A 22273-nucleotide genomic window follows, 5' to 3' on the forward strand; every position below is an offset into this window, starting at 1 on the left:
ATTAGCTGTCGAGGAAGCTCCGCAGCTTGCGCGAACGGCTCGGATGCTTGAGCTTGCGCAACGCCTTGGCTTCGATCTGACGAATACGCTCGCGCGTAACCGAAAACTGCTGGCCGACTTCTTCGAGCGTGTGATCGGTGTTCATGCCGATGCCGAAGCGCATGCGCAGCACGCGTTCTTCACGCGGCGTTAGCGAAGCCAGAACCCGCGTCGTGGTTTCGCGAAGGTTCGCCTGAATCGCGGCGTCGATGGGCAGTATCGCCATCTTGTCCTCGATGAAATCGCCCAGATGGCTGTCTTCCTCGTCGCCGACAGGCGTTTCGAGCGAAATCGGCTCCTTGGCGATCTTCAGGACCTTGCGGACCTTTTCCAGCGGCATTGCAAGCTTTTCGGCCAGTTCTTCCGGCGTCGGCTCGCGGCCGATTTCGTGAAGCATCTGGCGCGAGGTGCGCACGATCTTGTTGATCGTTTCGATCATGTGCACCGGAATGCGGATCGTGCGTGCCTGGTCAGCGATCGAACGCGTGATTGCCTGCCTGATCCACCACGTCGCATAGGTGGAGAATTTGTAGCCGCGGCGATATTCGAACTTATCGACCGCCTTCATCAGGCCGATATTGCCTTCCTGAATGAGATCGAGGAACTGCAGGCCGCGGTTCGTGTACTTCTTGGCGATGGAAATCACGAGGCGAAGATTTGCCTCGACCATTTCCTTCTTGGCGATTGTCGCTTCGCGTTCGCCCTTCTGCACCCGGTTCACGATCTTGCGGAATTCCGAGATCGAGATTGCCGTTTCGGTCGCCAGATTCTGGATCTCGGAACGCAGGTCGCGGATGGCGTCCTTGTCACGCGAGGTGAATTCCTTCCAGCCGCGCGTCGTCAGATTTGCAATCCGGCGCGTCCAGTTCGGGTCTAGCTCGGAACCCTGATATTCCTTCAGGAACTCCTCGCGGCGCACGCCATAGCTTTCGGCCAGACGCAGCAGCCTGCCCTCGTTCTGAACCAGCCGCTTGTTGATGTCGTAAAGCTGTTCGACCAGCGATTCGATACGGTTCTGGTTGAGCGACAGCGACTTCACAGCCGTAATCAGCTCATCCTTCAGTTCCTTCAGACGACGATCCTGGCTCGGCGAAAGCGTGCCGGCAGCCGCAAGGCGGTTTTCGACCTGCTGGTCCTGAAGACGGCGAAGCTTCTTGTAGGTGTCGGCAATCGTGTCGAGAAGCGTCATCACCTGGGGGCGAAGTTCGGCTTCCATCGCGGCGAGCGAGAGGCTTGCCTCATCGTCTTCGTCGTCTTCTTCCTCGGGGCGGCTGTCGCCGCCGACATTAGTGATGTCGTCGTCTTCGCGAATGCGGCGTCCGCGCTCATCGACCTTGGGCTTTTCGACTTCTTCCGTACGCTCGACAACCGGCGCCTGCTTGGCTTCGGGTCCTGCATAGGTTGCTTCCAGATCGATGATCTCGCGCAGTAGGATCTTCGATTCGTTCAGCTCGTCGCGCCAGATGATGATGGCCTGAAAGGTCAGCGGGCTTTCGCAAAGCCCGGCGATCATCGTTTCGCGGCCAGCCTCGATACGCTTGGCGATCGCGATTTCGCCTTCACGCGACAGAAGCTCGACCGAACCCATTTCGCGCAGATACATGCGGACCGGGTCGTCGGTGCGGTCTGTAGGCTCTTTCTTGGCAGGGGTCGCGGCAACGGCCGTGCCGGTACGTTCGGCGAGCTCGTTTGCCTCTTCCTCGGCGTCGTTTTCACCCGCCTCGGCTTCTTCGGCCTGCTCGTCGTCTTCAACGACATTGATGCCCATGTCGGAAAGCATAGCCATAGTGTCTTCGATCTGCTCCGAGGTCACTTCCTCGGATGGCAGAACCGAATTCAACTCGTCCATCGTGACGTAGCCGCGCTTCTTGGCGGCCTTGATCATCTTCTTGACAGCATCATCGGAAAGGTCGAGCAGGGGACCATCGGTCGCGCCCTCGCGTTCGTTTTCGACCTCTTCCTTTTCCTTTGTCGCCATGCCTTGCTTTCTCCAAGCATCCAGAATGCGTGGAAGCCCACTCAAACCGGAAAAATTCCAATTGCGATTGCCGCACCAACACTCTACGCCGTCACTAACGGCATCACCCTTAAGTACAGATTAACCGTGATAACTGGGGCGCGAACTTGCATCCGTCCAGTAGCCGGCATCCATTCCTGTGGCGGCGGCGCGGCATATTCCGCTGTTAACGTTTTCGAATCGATCTGATTCCGTTATTCTTGCGCTAGGTCAAGCGCATTGGCACGATTCGCGTGAAAAAAGCGAATCAATTGCCGACTCAGCGACCAATCATCACATTCTGCCAACCCTGCCGGACGAGACGCCGAAGCCTTCGATGAGCGCTTCTGTCGCCTGAACATCTTTGAACTGCGTCTGTATTTCGACCAGATGCCGGTAGTTTTCGTCGGTGGGCTCGGTTGCAAGCGCCGTCTCTGCGGCCTTGAGCTCCTTATGTAGAGAGTGCGCGCTTCTGTGCAAGTGCAGCGCCTGCGCAAAGGCTTCGCGGGCATCATCGACAGCCGCCGCTTCCATTGCGGGCCACAGACGCGCGCGGCGGATAAGCGCTTCGGCCTGTTCCCACACATCATCGAGACCAGCACCGGTGATGTATTTCAAAACGCTCTGCCGGTCGCGGGCATGGTGAGCGACCGCATCGATGAATGCTGCGTGAAGCTGTCGCAGGCCGGGATTGCTGAGATCGAGCGTCTCGACCAGATCGAAATACTCGTCGATCAGCGTCGGGTGGTTGATGAGCGTCACGACGATTGCCGTTTCGCGCAGCGGCATCAGCACGCCTGCCCGCTTCACCATTGCCGAGCGAGACAGGCTTTCCGAAACGGCCAAACGGCCCGCCGCCTGTCCGCCACGCGCAAACTGCCCGCCTTGCGTCTTTTTCTCGAAGCCCTGCCCCTTTTTCGGCGAAAAGCCCCGCTGCGACCCGAAAAAGGCCTGTACGCGCTCGCGCATGTCCTGCTGATAATGAAACCGCAGGCTTTCATCCTTGATGCGCCCAGTCAGTTCGCGCAGCGTCTTTTCGAGTTCGGCGCGGCGCTCCGGCGTGTCGAACACCCCGCCTGACGTTTCGCGCATCCAGAGCAGATCGGCCAGCGGACGTGCTTCGGCAAGCACATTCGTAAAAGCATCACGACCCTGCGCCTTCACCAGATCGTCGGGGTCTTGGCCCTCCGGCAGAAGCGCGAACCGTGCGGTGCGTCCGGGCTGCACGACCGGCAGTGCGAGATCAGCAGCGCGCCATGCAGCACGCAATCCGGCCTGATCGCCATCGAAGCAAAGCACCGGCTCGCCGGTCATGCGCCACAGAAGTTCAAGCTGGTTTTCCGTCAGCGCAGTGCCGAGCGGTGCGACCGCATTCGGGAAACCGGCCTGCGCCAGTGCGATGACATCCATATAGCCTTCAACGGCGATCACCGTGCCGTCGCGACCCATGCCTTTGCGGGCGCGGGCGAAATTGTAGAGCACATTGCCCTTGTGGAAGAGCTCCGTGTCGGGCGAGTTCATGTATTTGGCGGGCTGATCGGCCGACAATGCCCGCCCGCCAAAGGCGATGATGCGTTCGCGTGAATCCGGGATCGGGAACATGATCCGGTCGCGGAACCAGTCATAGGAAACCGGAATATCGTTGCCGTGCCGCACAAGGCCGCAAGCCTCGATCTGAGATTTCTCGACACCCTTGGACGCCAAAAACTCCTTCAATGCATTCCGGCTTTCCGGCGCATAACCAAGCCGGAATTCCTGCTGCGTGGCAGGCGTCAGGCCGCGTTCGCGCAGATAGGCGCGCGCTTTTGCGCCATCCGCGCTCTGCAGGCGATCCTCGAAAAACTTCGTCGCCATTTCCATGACGTCGTGAAGGCTCGCCCGTTCGCGCTCGCGCCGCTCCTCCTGAACGTCGCGGGCCGGCAGCGGTATGCCTGCCATATCGGCGATGCGTTCAACCGCTTCGGGAAAGCCCAAGCCATCGAGTTCGGTCAGAAATTTGAAATGATCGCCGGAAACGCCGCAACCAAAACAGTGATAGCGGCCTTTCTTGTCTTCGCAGTGGAAGCTTGGAGACTTTTCGCCATGAAAGGGGCAGCACGCCCAATAATCGCCGCGCGGCGCATTGGTTTTGCGCTTGTCCCACGACACGCGTGTACCGATCACGGCCGAAATCGGCACGCGATCACGTATTTCATCGAGGAATGAGGGTGAAAAACGCATTTGTAAGGTCTTCTCCGTGCTCCATATAAGCACGTTGGGCCGCGCAAGCGAGAACCCTATCAATCCTTCACCGGTATCCACAGGCTTTCAACAGCCCGAATAGCGGTGTCGCATCCATTTCCGACACAAAAGGTCGGATGTAATCAAGAGTCGGTAGTGGATATATTTTATTATCCGGCTAATGTAAAAATGTAGATCATGACGCCGATTCGCCACAGGGAATGTCCCGCTTCCAACATTAAAAACAAGCGTTGTTCGCCTGTTACGGGAAGTGCTGCGCAATGAGTGGCTCGGTCGTTCTCCTCAATCTCGCAGGCGCTGTTGCGCTGATGCTTTTCGCCACCCGCATGGTGCGCACCGGTGTAGAGCGCGCCTATGGCGACGTGCTGCGCCACAAGCTGCGCTCGACCATGCGCAATCCGTTTCTGGCAGTGATTCTCGGCACGGCACTGGCAATCGCTTTTCAAAGCTCGACCGCCGTCACCTTGCTCGTCGGCTCCTTTGCGGGTGCAGGCATCGTCAGCGGCATAGCCGGACAGCTTGCGGTGCGCGGAGCCGAAATCGGCTCGGCGCTGGTCGTCAAGATCCTGACCTTCGACCTGACACTGCTCGTGCCCATCTGCCTCGTTGCAGGCACGTCGATGTTCCTGGCGACCGAACGGCGCGACTGGCGCCAGATCGGACGCATCCTGATTGGCATCGGCCTGCTGGTCATGTCGCTCGAAATGATCGGCCACGCCGCCGAACCGCTGCGCGACAGCAAGCTCCTGCCGGTCATCGTCGATTATTTCTCCGGCGATCCGATCACCGCCTTTCTGCTCGCCGCGCTGATGACATGGCTTTTCCATTCCTCGATTGCCGCGGTGCTTCTGCTGGTGACTCTGTCGGCGCGCGGTTTCATTCCGGCAGAACTCGGCATCGTCATGGTGCTCGGCGTCAATCTCGGCAGTTCGGTTATCGCGCCGATACTCACGCGCGCTGCGGCACCCGGTGTTCGCGTCGTGCCGATCGGCAATCTTTTGATGCGCGGCATGGGCTCGCTGGTCATGCTCAGCCTGTTTTTATGGCTGCGCCCGCCGCTGGAATTCCTTGGCTCGACCGCCGCTGACCGCATTATCAACGCGCATATCATCTTCAACTGCGTGATTCTGATCGCGGGTATTCCGCTTGCCAGCCTGATCTACAAGGCATCCGAACGCATCGTCGCGCTCGGCACGCCGGCGATTGCGCCCGAAAATCTCTACTCGTCAGAACTCAGCGCGCTCAACGAAAGCGCCCTCGACACCCCTTCGCAGGCACTCGCCAACGCGACGCGCGAAGTCGTGCGCCTGTGTGAGATGATCGAGATCATGCTGAAAAACGTCATCGAACTTTATGAGAAAGCCGACCCGGACCGCATCAAGGCGCTCGCCGCGCTCGACGACCGGGTGGACGCCAGACATGCCGCGATCAAGCTTTATCTGACGCGGCTGACACTGCGCACGCTGACCGACGAGGAAGCGGCCCGCTGCAAGGAATTGCTCGGCGCATCGCTGAAACTCGAACAGGTCGGCGACATCGTCGTGCGCAATCTGCTGGTGCACGTCAAAAAGAAGATGGAGCGCGGGCTGGAGTTCACCGATCAGGGCTGGCGCGAACTGGCAGCCTTCCATTCGGCGGTCCTTGCAAATGCCCGCCTGGCGTTCAACGTCCTGATCTCGCGCGACGCCGAAGCTGCCCGCCAGATCGTTCTGGAAAAGGACCGGCTGCGCGACATGGAACAGGCATCCAACCAAAGCCATTTCGTGCGCCTGCGCGACGGCGCTGCGAAGAGCCTGGACACCAGCTCCATCCATCTCGACACGATCCGCGACCTGAAGCAGATCAACTCGCTGCTCGCCTCGATCGCTTATCCGGTTCTTGAGGAGCACGGCCTTCTGCGCGGATCGCGGTTGAAGGCGAGCTGAATCAGCTCCTGATTTCATTGAGGCGCGAGGCACCCCCCTCTGCCCTGCCGGGCATCTCCCCCTCAAGGGTGGAGATCGGCTGACACAGCTCTCCGCTTTGATTCTACAAAGTTAGCGATTGGTGCCGCACTTTTATGACAGAGTAATCTCCACCCTTGAGGGGGAGATGCCCGGCAGGGCAGAGGGGGGTGTTGTCCCGCCAGCATTCCTATTTAAAAGATGAAAGGCTCTAACAGAAGCAAGGGCTTACCCCGTCTTCCGGAATCAGATCGGCAGGCGCTTAAAGCTCGATCCTGTAGCGCAGGCTTTCGCCGCCGCCATAGGCATCGACCTTGCGAAAGCGGCCGAGAAGCACGCCGCCATTGGCCAGCATCACCTTCTGCGAAGGCTCATTGTCCGGGTCGGCGGTCAGTTCGACATAGCGAAGGCCGCGCTGGCGCGCCTCGTCCAGCATCAGGGCAAGCCCACGTGTGGCGTAGCCGCGCTGCCGCTTCCACGGAACGATGGAAAAGCCGATATGACCCAGCACATGGTCGGGCAGCGCCGAGCCGTCCGCCTGCCAGCGCAAGCCGAACGAGCCGACGAAATCGCCATCCCACGCCCAGCGCCTGACGCTTGGCAGACGCGGCACGGTAGATCCGTCCGGCAAGATCAGCGGACCGCCCCTGCCCTCGGGATCGTCGAGACTTTCAACGAAGGCTGCCGGATCCTTTGCGACTGCCGCGATGTGTTCGCGCGCCACCTCCTCGCCGCGAACATTGTCGGGAGACCAGTGGCTCTTCAATGCTGCGACGTAGGAAGCGAGGCGATCGATGGAGGGCTTGATGAGTTCGAAAGTCATAGGCGTCTGAACTAGGGTCCGAAGCTGATTTGACGAGGGTTACTGCAACATCGTTTTCACGATGCCGCTTGCCTTGGCGAAATCCATCTGACCGGCATAGCGATCCTTGAGCGCATTCATGCAACGGCCCATGTCGCGAAGCCCGTCTGCCCCGACTTCCGAGATGACCTGGCTGCAAGCCTGACGCACGTCAGCCTCGCCGAGCTGCTTGGGCAGGAAGTCGCGGATGATCTCCACTTCTTCAAGCTCCTGCGCGGCAAGTTCCAGCCGGTTGCCTTCCTCGAAAACCTTCGCGGACTCCTCGCGCTGCTTCACCATCTTGGTAAGAATCAGCAGAATCTCCTCGTCGGCAACCGGGTCTTTGCCCGCGCCGCGATTGGCGATGTCACGATCCTGAATGGCAGCCTGAACCAGCCTCAGCGTCGAAATTCGGCGCTTTTCCTGGGCTTTTATTGCGGTCTTCAATGCCTGGGCGAGTTGCTCGCGCATGGCGTTCTCTCCTTGGTAAGCGGGCCGACATTACCGTCGCCAGGCTCTCGACGCAACGGATTGCGCCATCAAGCCACTGATTTTAATAGAGAAAATATTTCGCTATCGTCGTCGGTCGGCACATTGACCATGTGCCGGGCTTCGCATATTGTCCGCGCCTTGCATGGACTTGCTTTTTGTCTGGCACGGGGGATGCGGATTTCGCACCGGCCCGTGCTTTTCCTTGCGCGATATGGCCTTTGGCCGCGCATATTTCAAGAGCGGAGCCACGCGGGCGCGACCCTGCGCGAAGAGACATCTAAGGAGTCCTGAAATGGCCGAAGCTACCGCCCCCTGGTCCACCGAAGCACCGACCGCGATTCTGGTTCTGGCAAACGGCACGGTCATCGAAGGGCGAGGACTGGGCGCGACGGGAAGCGCTGTCGCCGAGGTTTGCTTCAACACGGCTTTGACGGGCTATCAGGAAATCCTGACCGACCCATCCTATGCCGGCCAGATCGTCACCTTCACCTTCCCCCATATCGGCAATATCGGCACCAATGACGAAGACATCGAAGATTTGAACCCGGCTGCGCGCGCAGGCGCTGTCGGCGCGGTGTTCAAAGCCGACGTCACCAACCCGTCGAGCTTCCGCTCCTCGGTCGATCTCGACCAATGGCTGAAGCGCCGCGGCATCGTCGCGATGAGCGGCGTCGACACGCGCGCCCTCACCGCGCTCATTCGCGAAAACGGCGCACCGAACGCCATCATCGCGCATGCGCCGGACGGCGTATTCGACATCGACGATTTGAAGAAGCGCGCGGCGGCATGGTCGGGCCTCGTCGGCCTTGATCTCGCCAAGGAAGTCACCTCCGGCCAGTCATCCGTATGGCGCGAAACGCCATGGGTCTGGGATGAAGGCTACGGCGAACAGGACAAGCCTTCCATGCATGTCGTGGCGATCGACTATGGCGTGAAGCGCAACATTTTGCGCCTGCTCGCCGGTCTTGGCGCGAAAGTCACCATCGTTCCCGCAACGACCGAAGCCGACGACATTCTGGCGCTCAAGCCGGATGGCATTTTCCTGTCGAACGGCCCCGGCGATCCGGCTGCCACCGGCGAATATGCCGTGCCGGTCATCAAGGATTTGCTGAAAACCGACATCCCTGTTTTCGGCATCTGCCTCGGCCACCAGATGCTCGCGCTGGCGCTCGGCGGACGCACGGAAAAGATGCATCAGGGCCACCATGGGGCAAACCATCCAGTGAAGGATCACACGACCGGCAAGGTCGAGATCGTCTCCATGAACCACGGCTTCGCGGTCGATGCGGACTCGCTTCCAGAAGGCGTCGAGGAAACCCACGTCTCGCTGTTCGACGGATCGAATTGCGGCATCATGCTTACCGGCAGGCCGGTATTTTCGGTGCAGCATCACCCGGAAGCCTCGCCCGGCCCGCAGGATTCGCACTACCTCTTCCGCCGTTTCGTGAACCTCATCCGCGAAACCAAGGGCGAGCCTGCATTGGCGGAACGCTAAAAGCTCAAATACGACAAGTCGTCCCTGTGGTCCGGCCTGTCGTTTCCGGGCCAGCGGGCGAAATGTTCCACCGCAATATTGGCGACGGCAAGCGATTGGACGCTTGCCTCAACCAGCCCTCCCTCGATCCCGCGATGGTGCCAAAGAAATGATCCGCCCTTCCCACATTTTGAACCTGTCCTGCGAAGATCGGCCCGGCATCGTGGCAGCCGTTACCACCCAACTGGCGGCGGCAGGCGTCAACATCGTCGAGAGCAACCAGTTCTGGGATCAGCAGACCAACCGCTTTTTCATGCGCATTTCCTTCGATGCGGGCGGTGCAAACAATGCGGCCATCGAAGAAGCGATTGCGCCCTCGGTGACACGCTTCGGCATCGAAGCGCGCCTGACGGAAACCGCGGTTCGTCCCAAGATCATCATCATGGTCTCGAAATTCGACCACGCGATGCTTCATCTGCTTTATCAGGTTCGGGTCGGCTGGCTGGACGCTGAAATCGTCGCCATCGTTTCCAACCACGAAGACAGCCGCAAGGTCGCGGAAGAAGCAGGCATCCGCTACCACTTCGCCAAGGTGACGAAGGACAACAAGCCCGAACAGGAAGCCGCACTCGCCAAGCTGGTCGAGGAAACGCAGGCCGAACTGGTCATTCTGGCGCGCTACATGCAGGTGCTGTCCGATGACCTCTCAAGCAGCTTCTACGGGCGCATCATCAACATCCACCACTCGTTCCTGCCAAGCTTCAAGGGTGCCAAGCCCTACCATCAGGCGCATGATCGCGGCGTGAAGCTTATCGGCGCGACCGCGCATTATGTGACGCCGGACCTCGACGAAGGCCCGATCATCGAGCAGGAGACCGAACGCGTGAACCACTCGATGAGCGCCGATGATTACGTCGCCGCCGGGCGCGATATCGAATCGCGCGTGCTTGCCCGCGCGGTAAAGCTTCACCTTGAAGGCCGCGTTATGCTGAGCGGCAACAAGACCATCGTTTTCGCCTGATCTATTCGGCGGGAGCCGCCGCGAGTCGCCGCTGCGCGCGCCGGCTCGCATAAAGCACGAGAAGTGCTGTTATCGGAAACAGCGCTGCGAAAAAGCCCAGATCGGCAGGAGCCGCGTTTTCCAGCACGTGGCCGCCGAGCGCGGTTCCGGCCGCTATGCCGAAATACATTGCAGAAGCATTCAGCGACAGCGTCAGATGCGCCACTTCCGGCGCGTAACCGACGATGCGGCTTGCCTGTGCGGGCGGGAACGCCCAGCCGATGATGCCCCACGGCAGCATGATGCCGATCAGCAGCGGGCCAGCCAGATGTTGCGGCAGGAAGTGCAGGCCGAACGCAATGGAAAGGGCGACCATCAGCGAGGCGATGAGCGATGCCGCCACCATTCGCGTGGCCCCGATACGGTCGGCAAGGTAGCCGCTCGACAGATTTCCGATCACCGCGCCGACACCAAAAGCGAGCAGAAGTCCCGGCAGAGCGAGCTTTGAAAGCCCTGCCCCCTCGATTGCCAACGGGGCCAGATAAGAGACGATCATGAAGCCGCCAGCCAGATAAAGAAACGTCACCGCCAGTGATGACGCGATACCTGCCCTGCCGATGATGCCGAAACGCTCCTTCAGTGTCAGCCTGGTGCCTTGCAATCCGCGCGGCAGGCGTAGCCACAGCACGCTGGCACATACCAGTCCCAACACCGCAATGGCGCCGAAAGTACCCCGCCAGCCCCAAACCGCCGCGATGAGCGCGCCAAGCGGCGCGCCGAGAGCAACCGCGAATGTGGTGCCGCCAACCACCACCGAAATGGCCAGCGCGCGATGTTCGGGCGCAGCCAGCGAAACGGCAGTCGCCTGCGCGGTGGCGGCAAACAGCCCGCTCGCCATTCCCATCACGATCTGCGCAAGCAGCAGCGTCGTGAAGGAAACGCTGGTAGCGGCGAGCACGTTACCGGCAACAAACGTCAAAATGGCCGCCGTCAGAACCCGGCGCCTGTCTGCGGCTCCGGCAAGCGCCGAAAGGAGCGGCGCACCGACGGCGTAGGACAAGGAGAAAACCGTGATCAGATAACCGGCGGTGGGAATGGTCGTGTGCGTGTCGGCTGCAATGAACGGCAGCAGGCTCGAAAAAACGAAGCCCACCGTGCTCATCGTGAATGAGCCTACAGCAAGCCAAATGAGACGCTTATCCAACGGATCGATCCTTGGTTCAAAAGTTATTGAACTATTGAACTTACAAGCTCGCCATGTCAATGTAGTCGCACACGCTTCCTGTCAGCCTGATGTCAGGAGGCCGTCAAACGCATTGAACCGGAACGCCAGCGCCGCTAGGTTTCAGCTATGACCTTGCCTCATCCTACTGCCGACCAGATTTCGCTGCCGAATGTGCTGACCGTACTTGGCGACCAGACACGGCTCGCCATCGTCGGCTATCTCGCGCTACGCGAAGGCCAGCAGACCAACTGCATGCAGTTTCAGGATTTCGGTTCGAAGACGAATATCAGCTACCATCTGGCGAAAATGCGCGAGGCCGGCATTACCCGCACAGAGGTTTCCGGCACCAGCCGGCTGATCACCCTTCGCCGCGATGAAATTGACGCACGGTTTCCCGGCCTGCTCGATTCTATCATCGCCGAAGCCGTTACGCTTCCAGTAGTGCAGAAAGTGATTGCCGCTGAAGAGGCGGTGGCGGTCTAAAGCGGTCCCTGTTTTTACGGAATCGCGAGGCGCCCCCCTCTGTCCTGCCGGACATCTCCCCCACGGGTGGGGAGATTAGATTTCATTTCCGATTTCGCCAATCTTGAGCATCGCAAATCTGGCGGCAACATTGAAGCTGCCAATCTCCCCCCTTGTGGGGGAGATGCCCGGCAGGACAGAGGGGGGCGCTGTCCCGCCAACGTTTCTATGGAAGGACTCCAGCAAAACCAATTGCAACGACCGTCGCGCCCCGAGACCCTTAAATCGGATTGTTGAACGTATCGCAGTCCGACAATTTCCCGCTCTCGAATCCGGCGGAAAACCACTTTTTACGCTGTGCAGACGTGCCGTGGTTGAAGCTTTCCGGCACGACATAGCCTTGCGTGCGGCGCTGCAGCGTATCGTCGCCGATCTGCTGCGCTGCATTCAGCGCTTCGTCCACATCGCCACTGTCGAGCAGGCCCTTCTGGTTGGTGAAGTGGCCCCAGACACCCGCAAAGCAATCCGCCTGCAATTCCACGCGCATCGACATCTGGTTGGCATCCGCCGCACTCATCTGCTGGCGCATCTCGTTGAACTTCGGCAGGATGCCGGTCAGGTTCTGAACGTGATGGCCGACTTCATGCGCGATCACATAGGCCTGCGCGAAATCGCCCGACGCGCCGAATTTCTGCGAAAGCTCGTCGAAGAAGGACGTGTCGAGATAGACCTTGCGATCGCCGGGGCAATAGAACGGACCGGAAGCCGACGATGCGTAGCCGCAGGCCGAACGAATCTGGCCGGAGAAAAGCGTCAGCTTTGGTTCTTCATATTGCAGGCCTTCGGTCTTGAAGATGCCGTTCCAGACGTCTTCCGTCTCGGCAAGCACGGTGCCAACGAACTGCTTCATCTCGTCGCTCGCCGGCGCGCCTTCGCCGGTCGGCGCAGTCTGTTGTTGCTGCTGCGTCACCTGACCGCCGCCGCCGGGCACAGAAGCGCCATCGCCACCCGCCAGAATGGCCAGAGGGTCGATGCCGCATGCGCGCAACGCAAAGAAGATGACGACCATTATGATAATGGTGGAGATACTGAGGCCACCGCCTCTGCCCCCACTGCCGATCGGAATTCGAAAACCGCCGCCGCGTCCAAGACCGCCGCCCAAGCCGCCGCCTTGACCGCGAGCGTCCTCTATATTGTCACTTTGCCGACGGCCTCTCCAGCGCATTGCGTGGTCCTCAAAAGGTTGCGAAACCGGCGGCTTTTGCAGCGGGTTTCCTCAAACCAATAAGTAGCCGAACGGTTGCATCGAGTCACAGGCTTTTTGCGGTTTGGCCCAAACACGGTGTGGCAGTGCAGCAACGCCGGCTCATCAACTCATATTGCAGTGCGAGAAAATGCGTGACGGGAGCGCAAGGATCATCTATCTGATGCGCCGTCCGGTGACCGCTTTTATTCTGAGGGAAAGCGAAATCCTGCCTCACGAGCATTGGCCGTGCCGCAGGTGGTTGATCGGGCGCAAAGAGATGTTTCCGCGATGAATGCGGCCATTCTTTGCAATGAGCGTAACCGACGCCGGATCAGACTTTATTTAACTTTTAACTGTCAGGATCGCCCACATGATCAGACACGCATTTTGCGCCCTTGCGGGTGCTGCAGCCCTTCTCACTTTTACCGCGGCAGGCTTTGCCGACAACACCGTGCCAAAAAAGAGCGCGGTATCGACGGCTGCCGAAATCTCGTCACCGGTGACTGCTAGTGCAGCACAAGGCGCGGTGTTGAAGATCGTGCCGGAAACGCAGTCGAGTATCTTGAGAAACAAGCTGTTCGTCCACCACGTCTACAAGCCCGAAAACGCGTCGGACCAGACGATCATTTTGATGCACGGCTCGGGCGGCAATGAGCAAAGCCTCGTTTCGCTTGCCTCGAAGATCGCGCCCCGCGCCACCCTCATCGGCATTCGCGGACGCGTCACGCAGGATGGCAAGAATCGCTGGTACAAGCGCATCACGCCGATTTCCTTCGACCAGCAGGACATTCGCGAAGAAGCGGACGCGTTTGCGGCATTCGTCTCCGACTTTGCCACACAGCAGAAGATCGATCTCGATCGCACGATTTTCCTTGGCTATTCGAACGGCGCGAATCTGCTGTCGTCGCTCAGCCTTCTTCATCCGGAAATCGTTCACCGCGCAGTGCTTCTGCGCCCGATGACGGTTCTGAACCAGATTCCTGCCGTCAGCCTGAAGAATTCCAACTTCCTCACCATCGCTGGCCGCACCGACAAGCTCTATGCGCCCTTCGCACCGGCGCTCGAAGACACGCTACGCAAGCGCGGCGCGAATGTCGAGGCGCACATGATCCCGTCAAATCACGGGCTCGGCGCAGAAGACGTCAAGATCGTCGCCGAATGGATAGCCGGCACAGGCCAGGTAGCCTCGCAGACGAGGTAGGGTTTTCGAGAATCAGCGCTGCTTCGTACCGGCGCTTTTTCCGTCCGAGCTTTTCGCTCTTTCGTCGAAACGCTTCTCGCCCTTCTTCAGGTCGGAGCCCTTTTTGGCCTCGACCTTTTTCTCATCGGCCATGGCGCTTTGTTTGAGGCCCTTTGCGGCGGCCTTGCCCTTGGCTGTCGGCGCTTCCTTAACACCCATCAGAATGTCCTCCCGGAACGGCGTCGCATGAGCGCGGCGCGTCGTTCAAACGCCACTGAACCCCACCTTGTTCCGGTCGCGTTCCATGCAACTGGTAAGAAGCTGTAAAAACCCCGCGCAAAGTTGCATTTTCGGGGTTACGTGCGCGCGCGCATTTCCCTATAAGGCCCTCCTAGCCAGATACATATCATATGCGCGCAACCGGCCGGGGAACCCCGTGCCCGGTTTTTCGCGCAGCCTGAAAAAGACAGGACGCCGCCATGCCTAGACGCACCGATATCAAATCCATCCTGATCATCGGCGCAGGCCCTATCGTCATCGGCCAGGCATGCGAATTCGACTATTCCGGCACGCAGGCCTGCAAGGCTCTGAAGGAGGAAGGCTACCGCGTCATCCTCGTCAACTCCAACCCGGCCACGATCATGACCGACCCGGAACTGGCCGACGCGACCTATATCGAGCCGATCACCCCCGAAGTCGTCGCCAAGATCATCGCCAAGGAGCGTCCCGACGCGCTGCTCCCGACCATGGGCGGCCAGACCGCGCTCAACACCGCACTGTCGCTGCGCCGCATGGGTGTTCTGGAACGCTACAATGTCGAGATGATCGGCGCAGATGCCGACGCCATCGACAAGGCCGAGGATCGCTCCCTGTTCCGCGAGGCAATGGCCAAGATCGGGCTTGAGACGCCAAAGTCGATGCTGGCCAACGCTTCCGACGTCAAGGACGCCGATCGCAAGAAGCATGAGGCCGAGCGCGCCGCACTGAAAGCGTCCGCTCCCGCCGATCTCGACGCGGCACTGGACGCGCTCGAAACTGCCTGGAACCTCGGCGAAGGCGACCGCAAGCAGCGCTACATCAACCACGCGATGGCGATTGCCGCACAGGCACTCGACCATGTCGGCCTGCCCGCCATCATCCGCCCGTCCTTCACCATGGGCGGCACCGGCGGCGGCATCGCCTACAACCGCACCGAATTCTTCGACATCATCGGCTCCGGCCTCGACGCCTCGCCCACCACTGAAGTCCTCGTCGAGGAATCGGTGCTCGGCTGGAAGGAATACGAGATGGAAGTCGTCCGTGACAAAGCGGACAATTGCATCATCATCTGCTCCATCGAAAACCTCGACCCGATGGGTGTCCACACCGGCGATTCGATCACCGTTGCTCCCGCGCTGACCTTGACCGACAAGGAATATCAGATCATGCGCAACGCCTCGATCGCGGTTCTGCGCGAGATCGGCGTCGAGACCGGCGGCTCCAACGTCCAGTTCGCGGTCAACCCTGCCGATGGCCGTCTCGTCGTCATCGAGATGAATCCGCGCGTTTCGCGCTCGTCCGCACTTGCCTCGAAAGCCACCGGCTTCCCGATCGCCAAGATCGCCGCGAAGCTCGCCGTCGGCTACACGCTGGACGAGCTCGAAAACGACATCACCGGCGGCGCGACGCCTGCGTCCTTCGAGCCGTCCATCGACTATGTCGTCACCAAGATCCCGCGCTTCGCCTTCGAGAAATTCCCCGGCGCAGAGCCGACGCTGACCACCGCGATGAAGTCGGTCGGCGAAGTCATGGCCATCGGCCGCACCTTCCAGGAATCGCTGCAGAAGGCGCTTCGCGGCCTTGAAACCGGCCTGACCGGCCTCGACGAGATCGAAATTCCGGGCATCGGCACCGGCGACGACAAAAACGCCATCAGCGCCGCCCTCGGCACGCCGACGCCAGACCGTCTGCGCATGGTCGCGCAGGCGATCCGCACGGGCACCTCGCTCGAGCAGGTGCACGACATGTGCAAGATCGATCCGTGGTTCCTCGAACAGATCGGCGGCATCATCGACATGGAAGCCCGCATCCGCGAGCATGGTCTGCCGCAGGACGCCGTTAATCTGCGCATGCTGAAGGCAATGGGCTTCTCCGACGCGCGCCTCGCTTCGCTGACCAAAAAAGACGCCACCGACGTCCAGAAACTGCGCACCAAGCTCGACGTGCACCCGGTCTACAAGCGCATCGACACCTGCGCTGCCGAGTTCGCCTCGCCCACCGCCTATATGTATTCGACCTATGAAACGCCTTTCGCCGGCGAGACGCGCTCCGAAGCGCTGGTTTCCGACCGCAAGAAGGTCGTCATCCTCGGCGGCGGCCCGAACCGCATCGGCCAGGGCATCGAGTTCGACTATTGCTGCTGCCATGCCGCCTTCGCACTGCGCGACGCCGACTATGAAGCCATCATGGTCAACTGCAATCCCGAAACCGTCTCGACCGATTACGACACCTCCGACCGCCTCTATTTCGAGCCGCTGACGGATGAGGACGTGCTGGAAATCCTGCGCGCCGAGCAGGCCGCAGGCACGCTGCACGGCGTCATCGTGCAGTTCGGCGGCCAGACACCGCTGAAACTGGCGGATGCGCTTGAAAAGGCAGGCATCCCGATCCTCGGCACCTCGCCGGACATGATCGACCTTGCCGAAGACCGCGACCGCTTCCAGAAGCTTTTGCAGAAGCTCGGCCTTACCCAGCCGAAAAACGGCATTGCCTGGTCGGTGGAGCAGGCGCGCACCGTCGCCTCCGAACTCGGCTTCCCGCTGGTCGTGCGCCCGTCCTACGTGCTTGGCGGCCGCGCCATGCAGATCATCTATGATGAGGGCATGCTGCAGACCTATCTGCTCGACACTGTTCCGGGCCTCGTGCCGGAAGACATCAAGCAGAAATACCCCAACGACAAGACCGGCCAGATCAACACGCTGCTTGGCAAGAACCCGCTTTTGTTCGACACCTATCTGTCGGGCGCGATCGAGGTCGATGTCGACTGCCTCTGCGACGGTGAAAACACCTTCGTCTCCGGCATCATGGAGCATATCGAGGAAGCCGGTATCCATTCGGGCGATAGCGCCTGCTCGCTGCCGGTCCATTCGCTGTCTTCCGAAACCGTGGACGAACTCGAACGCCAGACGGCAGCCCTTGCCCGCGCGCTGAATGTCGGCGGCCTGATGAACGTGCAATACGCCATCAAGGACGGCGAAATCTACGTGCTGGAAGTCAATCCGCGCGCATCCCGCACCGTGCCATTCGTGGCCAAGACCATCGGCAGCCCGATCGCCAAGATCGCCGCGCGCATCATGTCCGGCGAGACGTTGGACAATGCGTTTGCCCATTACGGCGCAAAGCCCGATCCGCGCAATCCGGGCCACATCGCGGTCAAGGAAGCAGTCTTCCCCTTCGCCCGCTTCCCCGGCGTCGACATCCTGCTCGGACCGGAAATGAAATCGACCGGCGAGGTCATGGGCCTCGACACCAATTACGCGCTGGCCTTCGCCAAGGCGCAGCTCGGTGCCGGCGTCGACCTGCCCCGCTCCGGCACGCTGTTCATCTCGGTGCGTGACGAAGACAAGCAAGGCGCCCTGCCCGCCGTAAAACGCCTGGCCGATCTCGGCTTCCGCGTACTCGCAACCGGCGGCACCCAGCGCTTCCTCGCCGAAAACGGCGTGAAGGCGGAAAAGATCAACAAGGTCCTGGAAGGCCGTCCCCACATCGAAGACGCAATCCGCAACCGTCAGGTCCAGATCGTCTTCAACACCACCGACGGCCAAAAAGCCGTCTCCGACTCCAAATCCCTCCGCCGCGCAACGCTTATGCAGAAAGTGCCGTACTACACGACACTCTCAGGCATGGGCGCAGTGGCCGAGGCGATTGCGGCGCTGAAGGCTGGGAGCTTGGAAGTCAGGCCGTTGCAGGATTATTTTTAGAGGGGTCTGAGTGTCCCTTGTTTCTTCCATTACGAAAAATAGGCGTTAGGCCGATCAGCAGCAAAGCAATAATTAACCAACTACGACCGTGGGTCGGCCAACTGGAATTCAAGCCGCTGCCAGACATTTCGAAGCGCTCATCTAAAGTGGAAATTTAGTGAACATCAAGGCCCACACTATCAGCCAAGAACTCGTCAAAGGCAGAAGCACTACAATAAATCGCACCGGCCATCGTAGAAACCGCTTCATTCCTTCAACTTGAACAAAAAATATATCTACAATTCTCTCAGTTAAAACATTAAGCCTGAACGCTAAAAATACTCCAAATAGACCAGATATCAGAAGCACAGGAATGCCCCAATACGATCCTTGCGTCCAAAGTTTTGTGGCTATTAATATCCATAAGGTCCACCAAGCGACGGTGGTCAAGAACATTCTTGCATAGTCAAAAGCTGATTTCTCAGCGTCTATTAGTTTCTGAATTTCATTTAAAATCAAAGATCGCCCTTTTTATTCGTCCTCTCAAGGAGATTACGAATAACATTATCATCTGCTTTTTTGGAAACCTAAATTTTCTGTGACTTCGTCCAAGCTGCGGATATTGTGCCCCGTCAGCCAACTCTTCCCTTCTCCCCTTGTGGGAGAAGGTGGCCGAGCGGAGCGAGGTCGGATGAGGGGTGCTGGACGGAGTGCTTCGTTACCGAACGGGTGTTGGGCGGCAATTTCCTGATGCGCCGCGCTCCCGCCAACACCCCTCATCCGCCCCTTTGGGGCACCTTCTCCCACAAGGGGAGAAGGAAGGTGGTGCCTCACCGCCACGGCTGCAAACTGGTATCCCGCACATAGGCGATGATCGTGTCGCAGACGCTGTTCATCTCGCGCAGCACATCGTCATTCCAGAACCGCAGCACGCGAAAACCGCGTGCCTTCAATTCCGCATCGCGTTCGCGGTCGTAGACGGAATCCGCGTGCTGGCTGCCGTCGATTTCTATGATCAACATTGCGTCGGCACACAGAAAATCGGCAACGAAGCGCCCGACCGGCGCTTGTCGGCGAAACTTGATTCCATCGAGACGGCGACTGCGCAGTTCCTGCCATAGTTTGCCTTCGGCCTCGGTCAATTCACGCCTGAGCGTTCTTGCGAAGCGGCGTTTTTCTGGTTGGACTGGCTGGTGGGGCATAAGGGCAGGCTACAGATTCTCACGCGTGGGAGAAAGTGTGATCGATGCGCCCTTTCCTTCTCCCCTTGTGGGAGAAGGTGGCCGAGCGGAGCGAGGTCGGTCGGATGAGGGGTGTTGGACGGAGTGCTTCGTTGCAGAACTGGTGCCGAGCGGTAATTTCTTGAAATGCCGCGTTCCCGCCAACACCCCTCATCCGCCCCTTCGGGGCTCCTTCTCCCACAAGGGGAGAAGGTAACGCCGTGCCCTTCAATGGCAGCAACTCCCGCCATACTGCAATTGCTCCTCAAAATCCGCGCGACCACCCGGCGTAAAGTCCATCAAATTCCACAGCGGCTCTATCGTGCCTGCGGCGCGCGGGTCCTGGCCGGGTTCGCTGTCGACAAAGCCCAGTTCCGAGCTCCAGAAATGGCGGATGCCATCGGCCTGACACTGAAAAACCGAGAGAAGCGGCAGTTGATAGCCGTTTTCGTCTTCCGTGTGATAGTCGCGGTTGAAGCTGTTATGCGCTGACGAAAGCAGCCGCATATTGCGCCAGCCACGGTCGCGCGCCAGCCCTTCAAGGTGATCGAGCGAGGTCTTGGCGATGACCGCGAAATTGAAACCCGCCGCTTCCAGATGGCCGACCGCACCATCAAGCTGGTCGAGCAGGCCGGTGCATGAGGGGCATGGCGCATCGGTAATGGACAGCTTCGCCGTCTCGCCGCCCCCCGCCTTTTCGCGCGTGTCGGTCGGGTAGCGCGGAAACATCATATTGTAGACGATGAGCGTGTTCTTGCCCGGCTGAAACAACTCAGCAAAGCTGATTTTCGCAGGCGCGCCTTCCGGTCCGCGACCGTCAAAGACATATTCCTGCGTCACCACCCCGCCCATCGGCAGCGCGCGGCGCGCAACCGCAACATCCTCCATCGCACGGCGAAGCTCCTTTTCCTTTTCGAGAAGCCTGTCGCGCGCGACGCGATAGTCTGCGGATTCATTGGGAAAACTGACCATTTTCAACCTCCATCTGCCGCCGCCTGCTGCAAGGACGTTCGAGAATGGCCAATTCCGACATGCTCGGTTTAGAACAAGGAGCAGCTAGGCTTCCGCGTCTGCTTTGGTGACCTTGCTCTTGGCTCTCTCGATCTTGTTGTTCGCTTTTCGGATACGCGTGGCGGCTTCTTTGGCCTTATCGCCTTCGATCGTTTCTCGCTTGATGACCTCGTTTTCGATCAAAGACGCAAGCGTATCGTTTCCAATCTTCACATCTGGAAACAGACGACGAATCTCGCGACGCACCACCGAGATGACCGGATCGGTCCGCATAACCGCGGAAACGGTAAATTTATTGAACAATTGAGCCTGCTGATGGAATGCATCCATCGCATCGGTCGTAAGCCCTTCCTTGGCGAAAAGGAACATGGACTGAAGATGGTCTTCATTCTTGGCGTTCATATCCGCGAAGACGATACGGCATACCTCTTCGTGGCTTATCTGGTTGGCCACGTAAATACGGACCAACCGCCATTCGACCGCATTGGTAAGAATTACCCAATGAATACCCTGATGGGCACCGTAATCGATCACTTGCCGCAAATGATTTTCCGACAATGCGCTGCCAGCAGATTTAACTTCGATAAGCAGTCGGAGTTGCCCTCCGATCTTAATCGCCAGATCACAAAATGTAGATTTTATCTGGTGTTCGGCAGTTAGCTCTTCATATTTATCGTAACCGAACACATCGGATAGAACATCCTTGATCAAGGTAACGGTGTCAGCTTCCGCTACATCCGATTTCTGCTGCGCAAGTGCAACGCGTTGATACTTCTTCAATGCCGAAGCAACACGCTCGACAAACTTCTTCGGAAGCTTATGCAATGAATCCCCTCCTCCATAACCCAGGATGATTGGAGGACGAAATAATTGAAAATACAAGCTGAAATTACCAAACGGCTATTTGGTACTAGGCAGCCTCTGCCGCCTGAACAATATCCCGCATCAACCCGTGCAGGCGATCGCGGTGGCCGTTGCGGGCGGAGGGGCCTTCGGTTGAGGTCATGACCACGGAAAGGCCGAGGTCCGGCACGATATAGAGCATCTGCCCGCCATAGCCCCAGGCGTAATAGGTCGGGTGGCCGACCATGTCGGCAATGAACCAGCTATAGCCATATTGCTCGCCGGAGAAGACGGAGCGCGTGCGCGGCTCCCATGACTGGTCGATCCAGCTTTCGGAAAGCACGCGCTTGCCATCGGCCATGCCGCGATTGCGGAAGAGTTCGCCGAAGGCCAGCAGCGAGCGTGGCGTCATCGCCATCTGGTTTCCGCCAAGATAGATGCCCTGCGGGTCGCGGTCCCAGCTTGCGATTGAAAAACCTTCGACCGGCCCCAGCCATTCGCGCGCCAGCTCGCGGGTGGATTTGCCGCCGACCCTTGTGAGGATCGCCGAAAGCAGATGTGTCGAGCCGGTCGAATAAAGCATGCCCGAACCCGGATCGTTTTCGAACGGTTGGGCAAGGGCTGCGCGCACCCAGTTGCGGCTGGCGACCCAGCGCCCGTAATTCGGGCCCGACGTGCGCCCAAGACCCGCCTGCATGGAAAGCAGATGGCCGATGGTGATGTCGTTGATGCGCGGATCGGCATTGTCCGGCAACGCGCCGGAAAGCAGCGGCGCGATCTTCTGATCGGGGCCGGTCAGTAGCTTCTTGTCGATGGCGATGCCGACAAGTGCCGAAACGATGGATTTCGAGGCGGATTTTATGTTGGTCGCGCCCGTCGTCCTATGGCCGCGAAAGCCTTCCTCGACCAATATCTCACCGTTACGCGAGATGATAAGCGTTTCCAGCGGCTCGATTTCGCCTGCGGCGTCGGCGATTTCGGCCAGCCGTGCATTTACCGGGCTTTGCGCGAAAGCGCTTGCCGGAAACAGGAAAAGGGCAATCGTGAAAGCGGCGATGAATCGGTTCATCGCGCTGTTGTAGTTCGCAAACTGGCCCTTTTGCAGCCCGTATCACGCCAAGT

The 22273-nt window shown here is 59.4% G+C and carries 17 protein-coding genes; 6 read left to right on the forward strand and 11 right to left on the reverse strand.

What is annotated here, in order from left to right; all coding sequences use genetic code 11:
• Window position 1: 1 nt before the first annotated feature.
• On the reverse strand, window positions 2-2017 hold the full coding sequence (gene rpoD / locus ABFT80_RS21910; RefSeq protein WP_347974088.1) for an RNA polymerase sigma factor RpoD: 2016 nt from the start codon (window positions 2015-2017) through the stop codon (window positions 2-4).
• 312 nt (window positions 2018-2329) lie between these two features.
• Entirely contained in the window at window positions 2330-4255 is a 1926-nt protein-coding gene (gene dnaG, locus ABFT80_RS21915; RefSeq protein ID WP_347974089.1) for a DNA primase, read from the reverse strand.
• Window positions 4256-4536: 281 nt separating this feature from the next.
• Between dnaG and ABFT80_RS21920 the strand changes: the two genes are divergently transcribed.
• Window positions 4537-6201: a Na/Pi cotransporter family protein gene (locus tag ABFT80_RS21920; RefSeq protein WP_347974090.1), complete on the forward strand. Its 1665-nt coding sequence runs from the start codon at window positions 4537-4539 to the stop codon at window positions 6199-6201.
• A 280-nt stretch (window positions 6202-6481) separates the two neighbouring features.
• Here ABFT80_RS21920 and ABFT80_RS21925 read toward each other — a convergent pair whose 3' ends face one another.
• Both ABFT80_RS21925 and ABFT80_RS21930 read right to left on the reverse strand, forming a co-directional pair.
• Window positions 6482-7042 carry a GNAT family N-acetyltransferase gene (locus tag ABFT80_RS21925; RefSeq protein ID WP_347974091.1) on the reverse strand — a complete coding sequence of 187 codons (561 nt, stop codon included), beginning with the start codon at window positions 7040-7042 and terminating at the stop codon, window positions 6482-6484.
• Between the two features lie 39 nt (window positions 7043-7081).
• On the reverse strand, window positions 7082-7531 hold the full coding sequence (locus ABFT80_RS21930) for a GatB/YqeY domain-containing protein (protein WP_347974092.1): 450 nt from the start codon (window positions 7529-7531) through the stop codon (window positions 7082-7084).
• A gap of 313 nt (window positions 7532-7844) precedes the next feature.
• On the opposite strand from ABFT80_RS21930, the gene carA reads away from it, so the two are divergent.
• Both carA and purU read left to right on the forward strand, forming a co-directional pair.
• A complete protein-coding gene (gene carA, locus ABFT80_RS21935) occupies window positions 7845-9047 on the forward strand; it encodes a glutamine-hydrolyzing carbamoyl-phosphate synthase small subunit (RefSeq protein ID WP_347974093.1) in 1203 nt (400 codons plus the stop codon).
• 148 nt (window positions 9048-9195) lie between these two features.
• Entirely contained in the window at window positions 9196-10047 is an 852-nt protein-coding gene (purU, locus tag ABFT80_RS21940; protein ID WP_347974094.1) for a formyltetrahydrofolate deformylase, read from the forward strand.
• Between the two features lies 1 nt (window position 10048).
• On the opposite strand, the gene ABFT80_RS21945 is transcribed toward purU, so the two are convergent.
• Entirely contained in the window at window positions 10049-11230 is a 1182-nt protein-coding gene (locus ABFT80_RS21945) for an MFS transporter (protein ID WP_347974095.1), read from the reverse strand.
• 147 nt (window positions 11231-11377) lie between these two features.
• Between ABFT80_RS21945 and ABFT80_RS21950 the strand changes: the two genes are divergently transcribed.
• A complete protein-coding gene (locus tag ABFT80_RS21950) occupies window positions 11378-11734 on the forward strand; it encodes an ArsR/SmtB family transcription factor (protein ID WP_347974096.1) in 357 nt (118 codons plus the stop codon).
• Between the two features lie 259 nt (window positions 11735-11993).
• On the opposite strand, the gene ypfJ is transcribed toward ABFT80_RS21950, so the two are convergent.
• Window positions 11994-12938, reverse strand: coding sequence for a KPN_02809 family neutral zinc metallopeptidase (gene ypfJ / locus ABFT80_RS21955; protein WP_347974097.1), 945 nt, complete (start codon window positions 12936-12938; stop codon window positions 11994-11996).
• 391 nt (window positions 12939-13329) lie between these two features.
• On the opposite strand from ypfJ, the gene ABFT80_RS21960 reads away from it, so the two are divergent.
• A complete protein-coding gene (locus ABFT80_RS21960) occupies window positions 13330-14160 on the forward strand; it encodes an alpha/beta hydrolase (protein ID WP_347974098.1) in 831 nt (276 codons plus the stop codon).
• A gap of 12 nt (window positions 14161-14172) precedes the next feature.
• On the opposite strand, the gene ABFT80_RS21965 is transcribed toward ABFT80_RS21960, so the two are convergent.
• A complete protein-coding gene (locus ABFT80_RS21965) occupies window positions 14173-14358 on the reverse strand; it encodes a hypothetical protein (RefSeq protein ID WP_347974099.1) in 186 nt (61 codons plus the stop codon).
• Window positions 14359-14618: 260 nt separating this feature from the next.
• Here ABFT80_RS21965 and carB point away from each other — a divergent pair, with 260 nt between their 5' ends.
• Window positions 14619-18098 carry a carbamoyl-phosphate synthase large subunit gene (carB, locus tag ABFT80_RS21970; protein WP_347974100.1) on the forward strand — a complete coding sequence of 1160 codons (3480 nt, stop codon included), beginning with the start codon at window positions 14619-14621 and terminating at the stop codon, window positions 18096-18098.
• Window positions 18099-18907: 809 nt separating this feature from the next.
• On the opposite strand, the gene ABFT80_RS21975 is transcribed toward carB, so the two are convergent.
• From ABFT80_RS21975 to ABFT80_RS21990, 4 genes are all read right to left on the reverse strand, one after another.
• Entirely contained in the window at window positions 18908-19279 is a 372-nt protein-coding gene (locus tag ABFT80_RS21975; RefSeq protein WP_347974101.1) for an endonuclease domain-containing protein, read from the reverse strand.
• Between the two features lie 246 nt (window positions 19280-19525).
• Window positions 19526-20269, reverse strand: coding sequence for a DUF899 family protein (locus tag ABFT80_RS21980; RefSeq protein WP_347974102.1), 744 nt, complete (start codon window positions 20267-20269; stop codon window positions 19526-19528).
• A gap of 84 nt (window positions 20270-20353) precedes the next feature.
• Window positions 20354-21133: a hypothetical protein gene (locus ABFT80_RS21985; protein WP_347974103.1), complete on the reverse strand. Its 780-nt coding sequence runs from the start codon at window positions 21131-21133 to the stop codon at window positions 20354-20356.
• Window positions 21134-21218: 85 nt separating this feature from the next.
• Window positions 21219-22220: a serine hydrolase domain-containing protein gene (locus ABFT80_RS21990; protein ID WP_347974104.1), complete on the reverse strand. Its 1002-nt coding sequence runs from the start codon at window positions 22218-22220 to the stop codon at window positions 21219-21221.
• Between the last annotated feature and the right edge of the window lie 53 nt (window positions 22221-22273).

This window comes from Foliimonas ilicis (assembly GCF_039939195.1).
Lineage (GTDB): Bacteria > Pseudomonadota > Alphaproteobacteria > Rhizobiales > Rhizobiaceae > Foliimonas > Foliimonas ilicis.

Bases quoted from the DNA above. Each gene is read 5' to 3' on its own strand.
- dnaG (WP_347974089.1), bottom strand. From the start codon at position 4,255: ATGCGTTTTTCACCCTCATTCCTCGATGAAATACGTGATCGCGTGCCG.
- ypfJ (WP_347974097.1), bottom strand. From the start codon at position 12,938: ATGCGCTGGAGAGGCCGTCGGCAAAGTGACAATATAGAGGACGCTCGC.
- ABFT80_RS21930 (WP_347974092.1), bottom strand. From the start codon at position 7,531: ATGCGCGAGCAACTCGCCCAGGCATTGAAGACCGCAATAAAAGCCCAG.
- ABFT80_RS21920 (WP_347974090.1), top strand. From the start codon at position 4,537: ATGAGTGGCTCGGTCGTTCTCCTCAATCTCGCAGGCGCTGTTGCGCTG.
- rpoD (WP_347974088.1), bottom strand. From the start codon at position 2,017: ATGGCGACAAAGGAAAAGGAAGAGGTCGAAAACGAACGCGAGGGCGCG.
- carB (WP_347974100.1), top strand. From the start codon at position 14,619: ATGCCTAGACGCACCGATATCAAATCCATCCTGATCATCGGCGCAGGC.
- ABFT80_RS21990 (WP_347974104.1), bottom strand. From the start codon at position 22,220: ATGAACCGATTCATCGCCGCTTTCACGATTGCCCTTTTCCTGTTTCCG.
- ABFT80_RS21980 (WP_347974102.1), bottom strand. From the start codon at position 20,269: ATGGTCAGTTTTCCCAATGAATCCGCAGACTATCGCGTCGCGCGCGAC.
- ABFT80_RS21960 (WP_347974098.1), top strand. From the start codon at position 13,330: ATGATCAGACACGCATTTTGCGCCCTTGCGGGTGCTGCAGCCCTTCTC.
- ABFT80_RS21965 (WP_347974099.1), bottom strand. From the start codon at position 14,358: ATGGGTGTTAAGGAAGCGCCGACAGCCAAGGGCAAGGCCGCCGCAAAG.
- carA (WP_347974093.1), top strand. From the start codon at position 7,845: ATGGCCGAAGCTACCGCCCCCTGGTCCACCGAAGCACCGACCGCGATT.
- ABFT80_RS21925 (WP_347974091.1), bottom strand. From the start codon at position 7,042: ATGACTTTCGAACTCATCAAGCCCTCCATCGATCGCCTCGCTTCCTAC.
- purU (WP_347974094.1), top strand. From the start codon at position 9,196: ATGATCCGCCCTTCCCACATTTTGAACCTGTCCTGCGAAGATCGGCCC.
- ABFT80_RS21950 (WP_347974096.1), top strand. From the start codon at position 11,378: ATGACCTTGCCTCATCCTACTGCCGACCAGATTTCGCTGCCGAATGTG.
- ABFT80_RS21975 (WP_347974101.1), bottom strand. From the start codon at position 19,279: ATGCCCCACCAGCCAGTCCAACCAGAAAAACGCCGCTTCGCAAGAACG.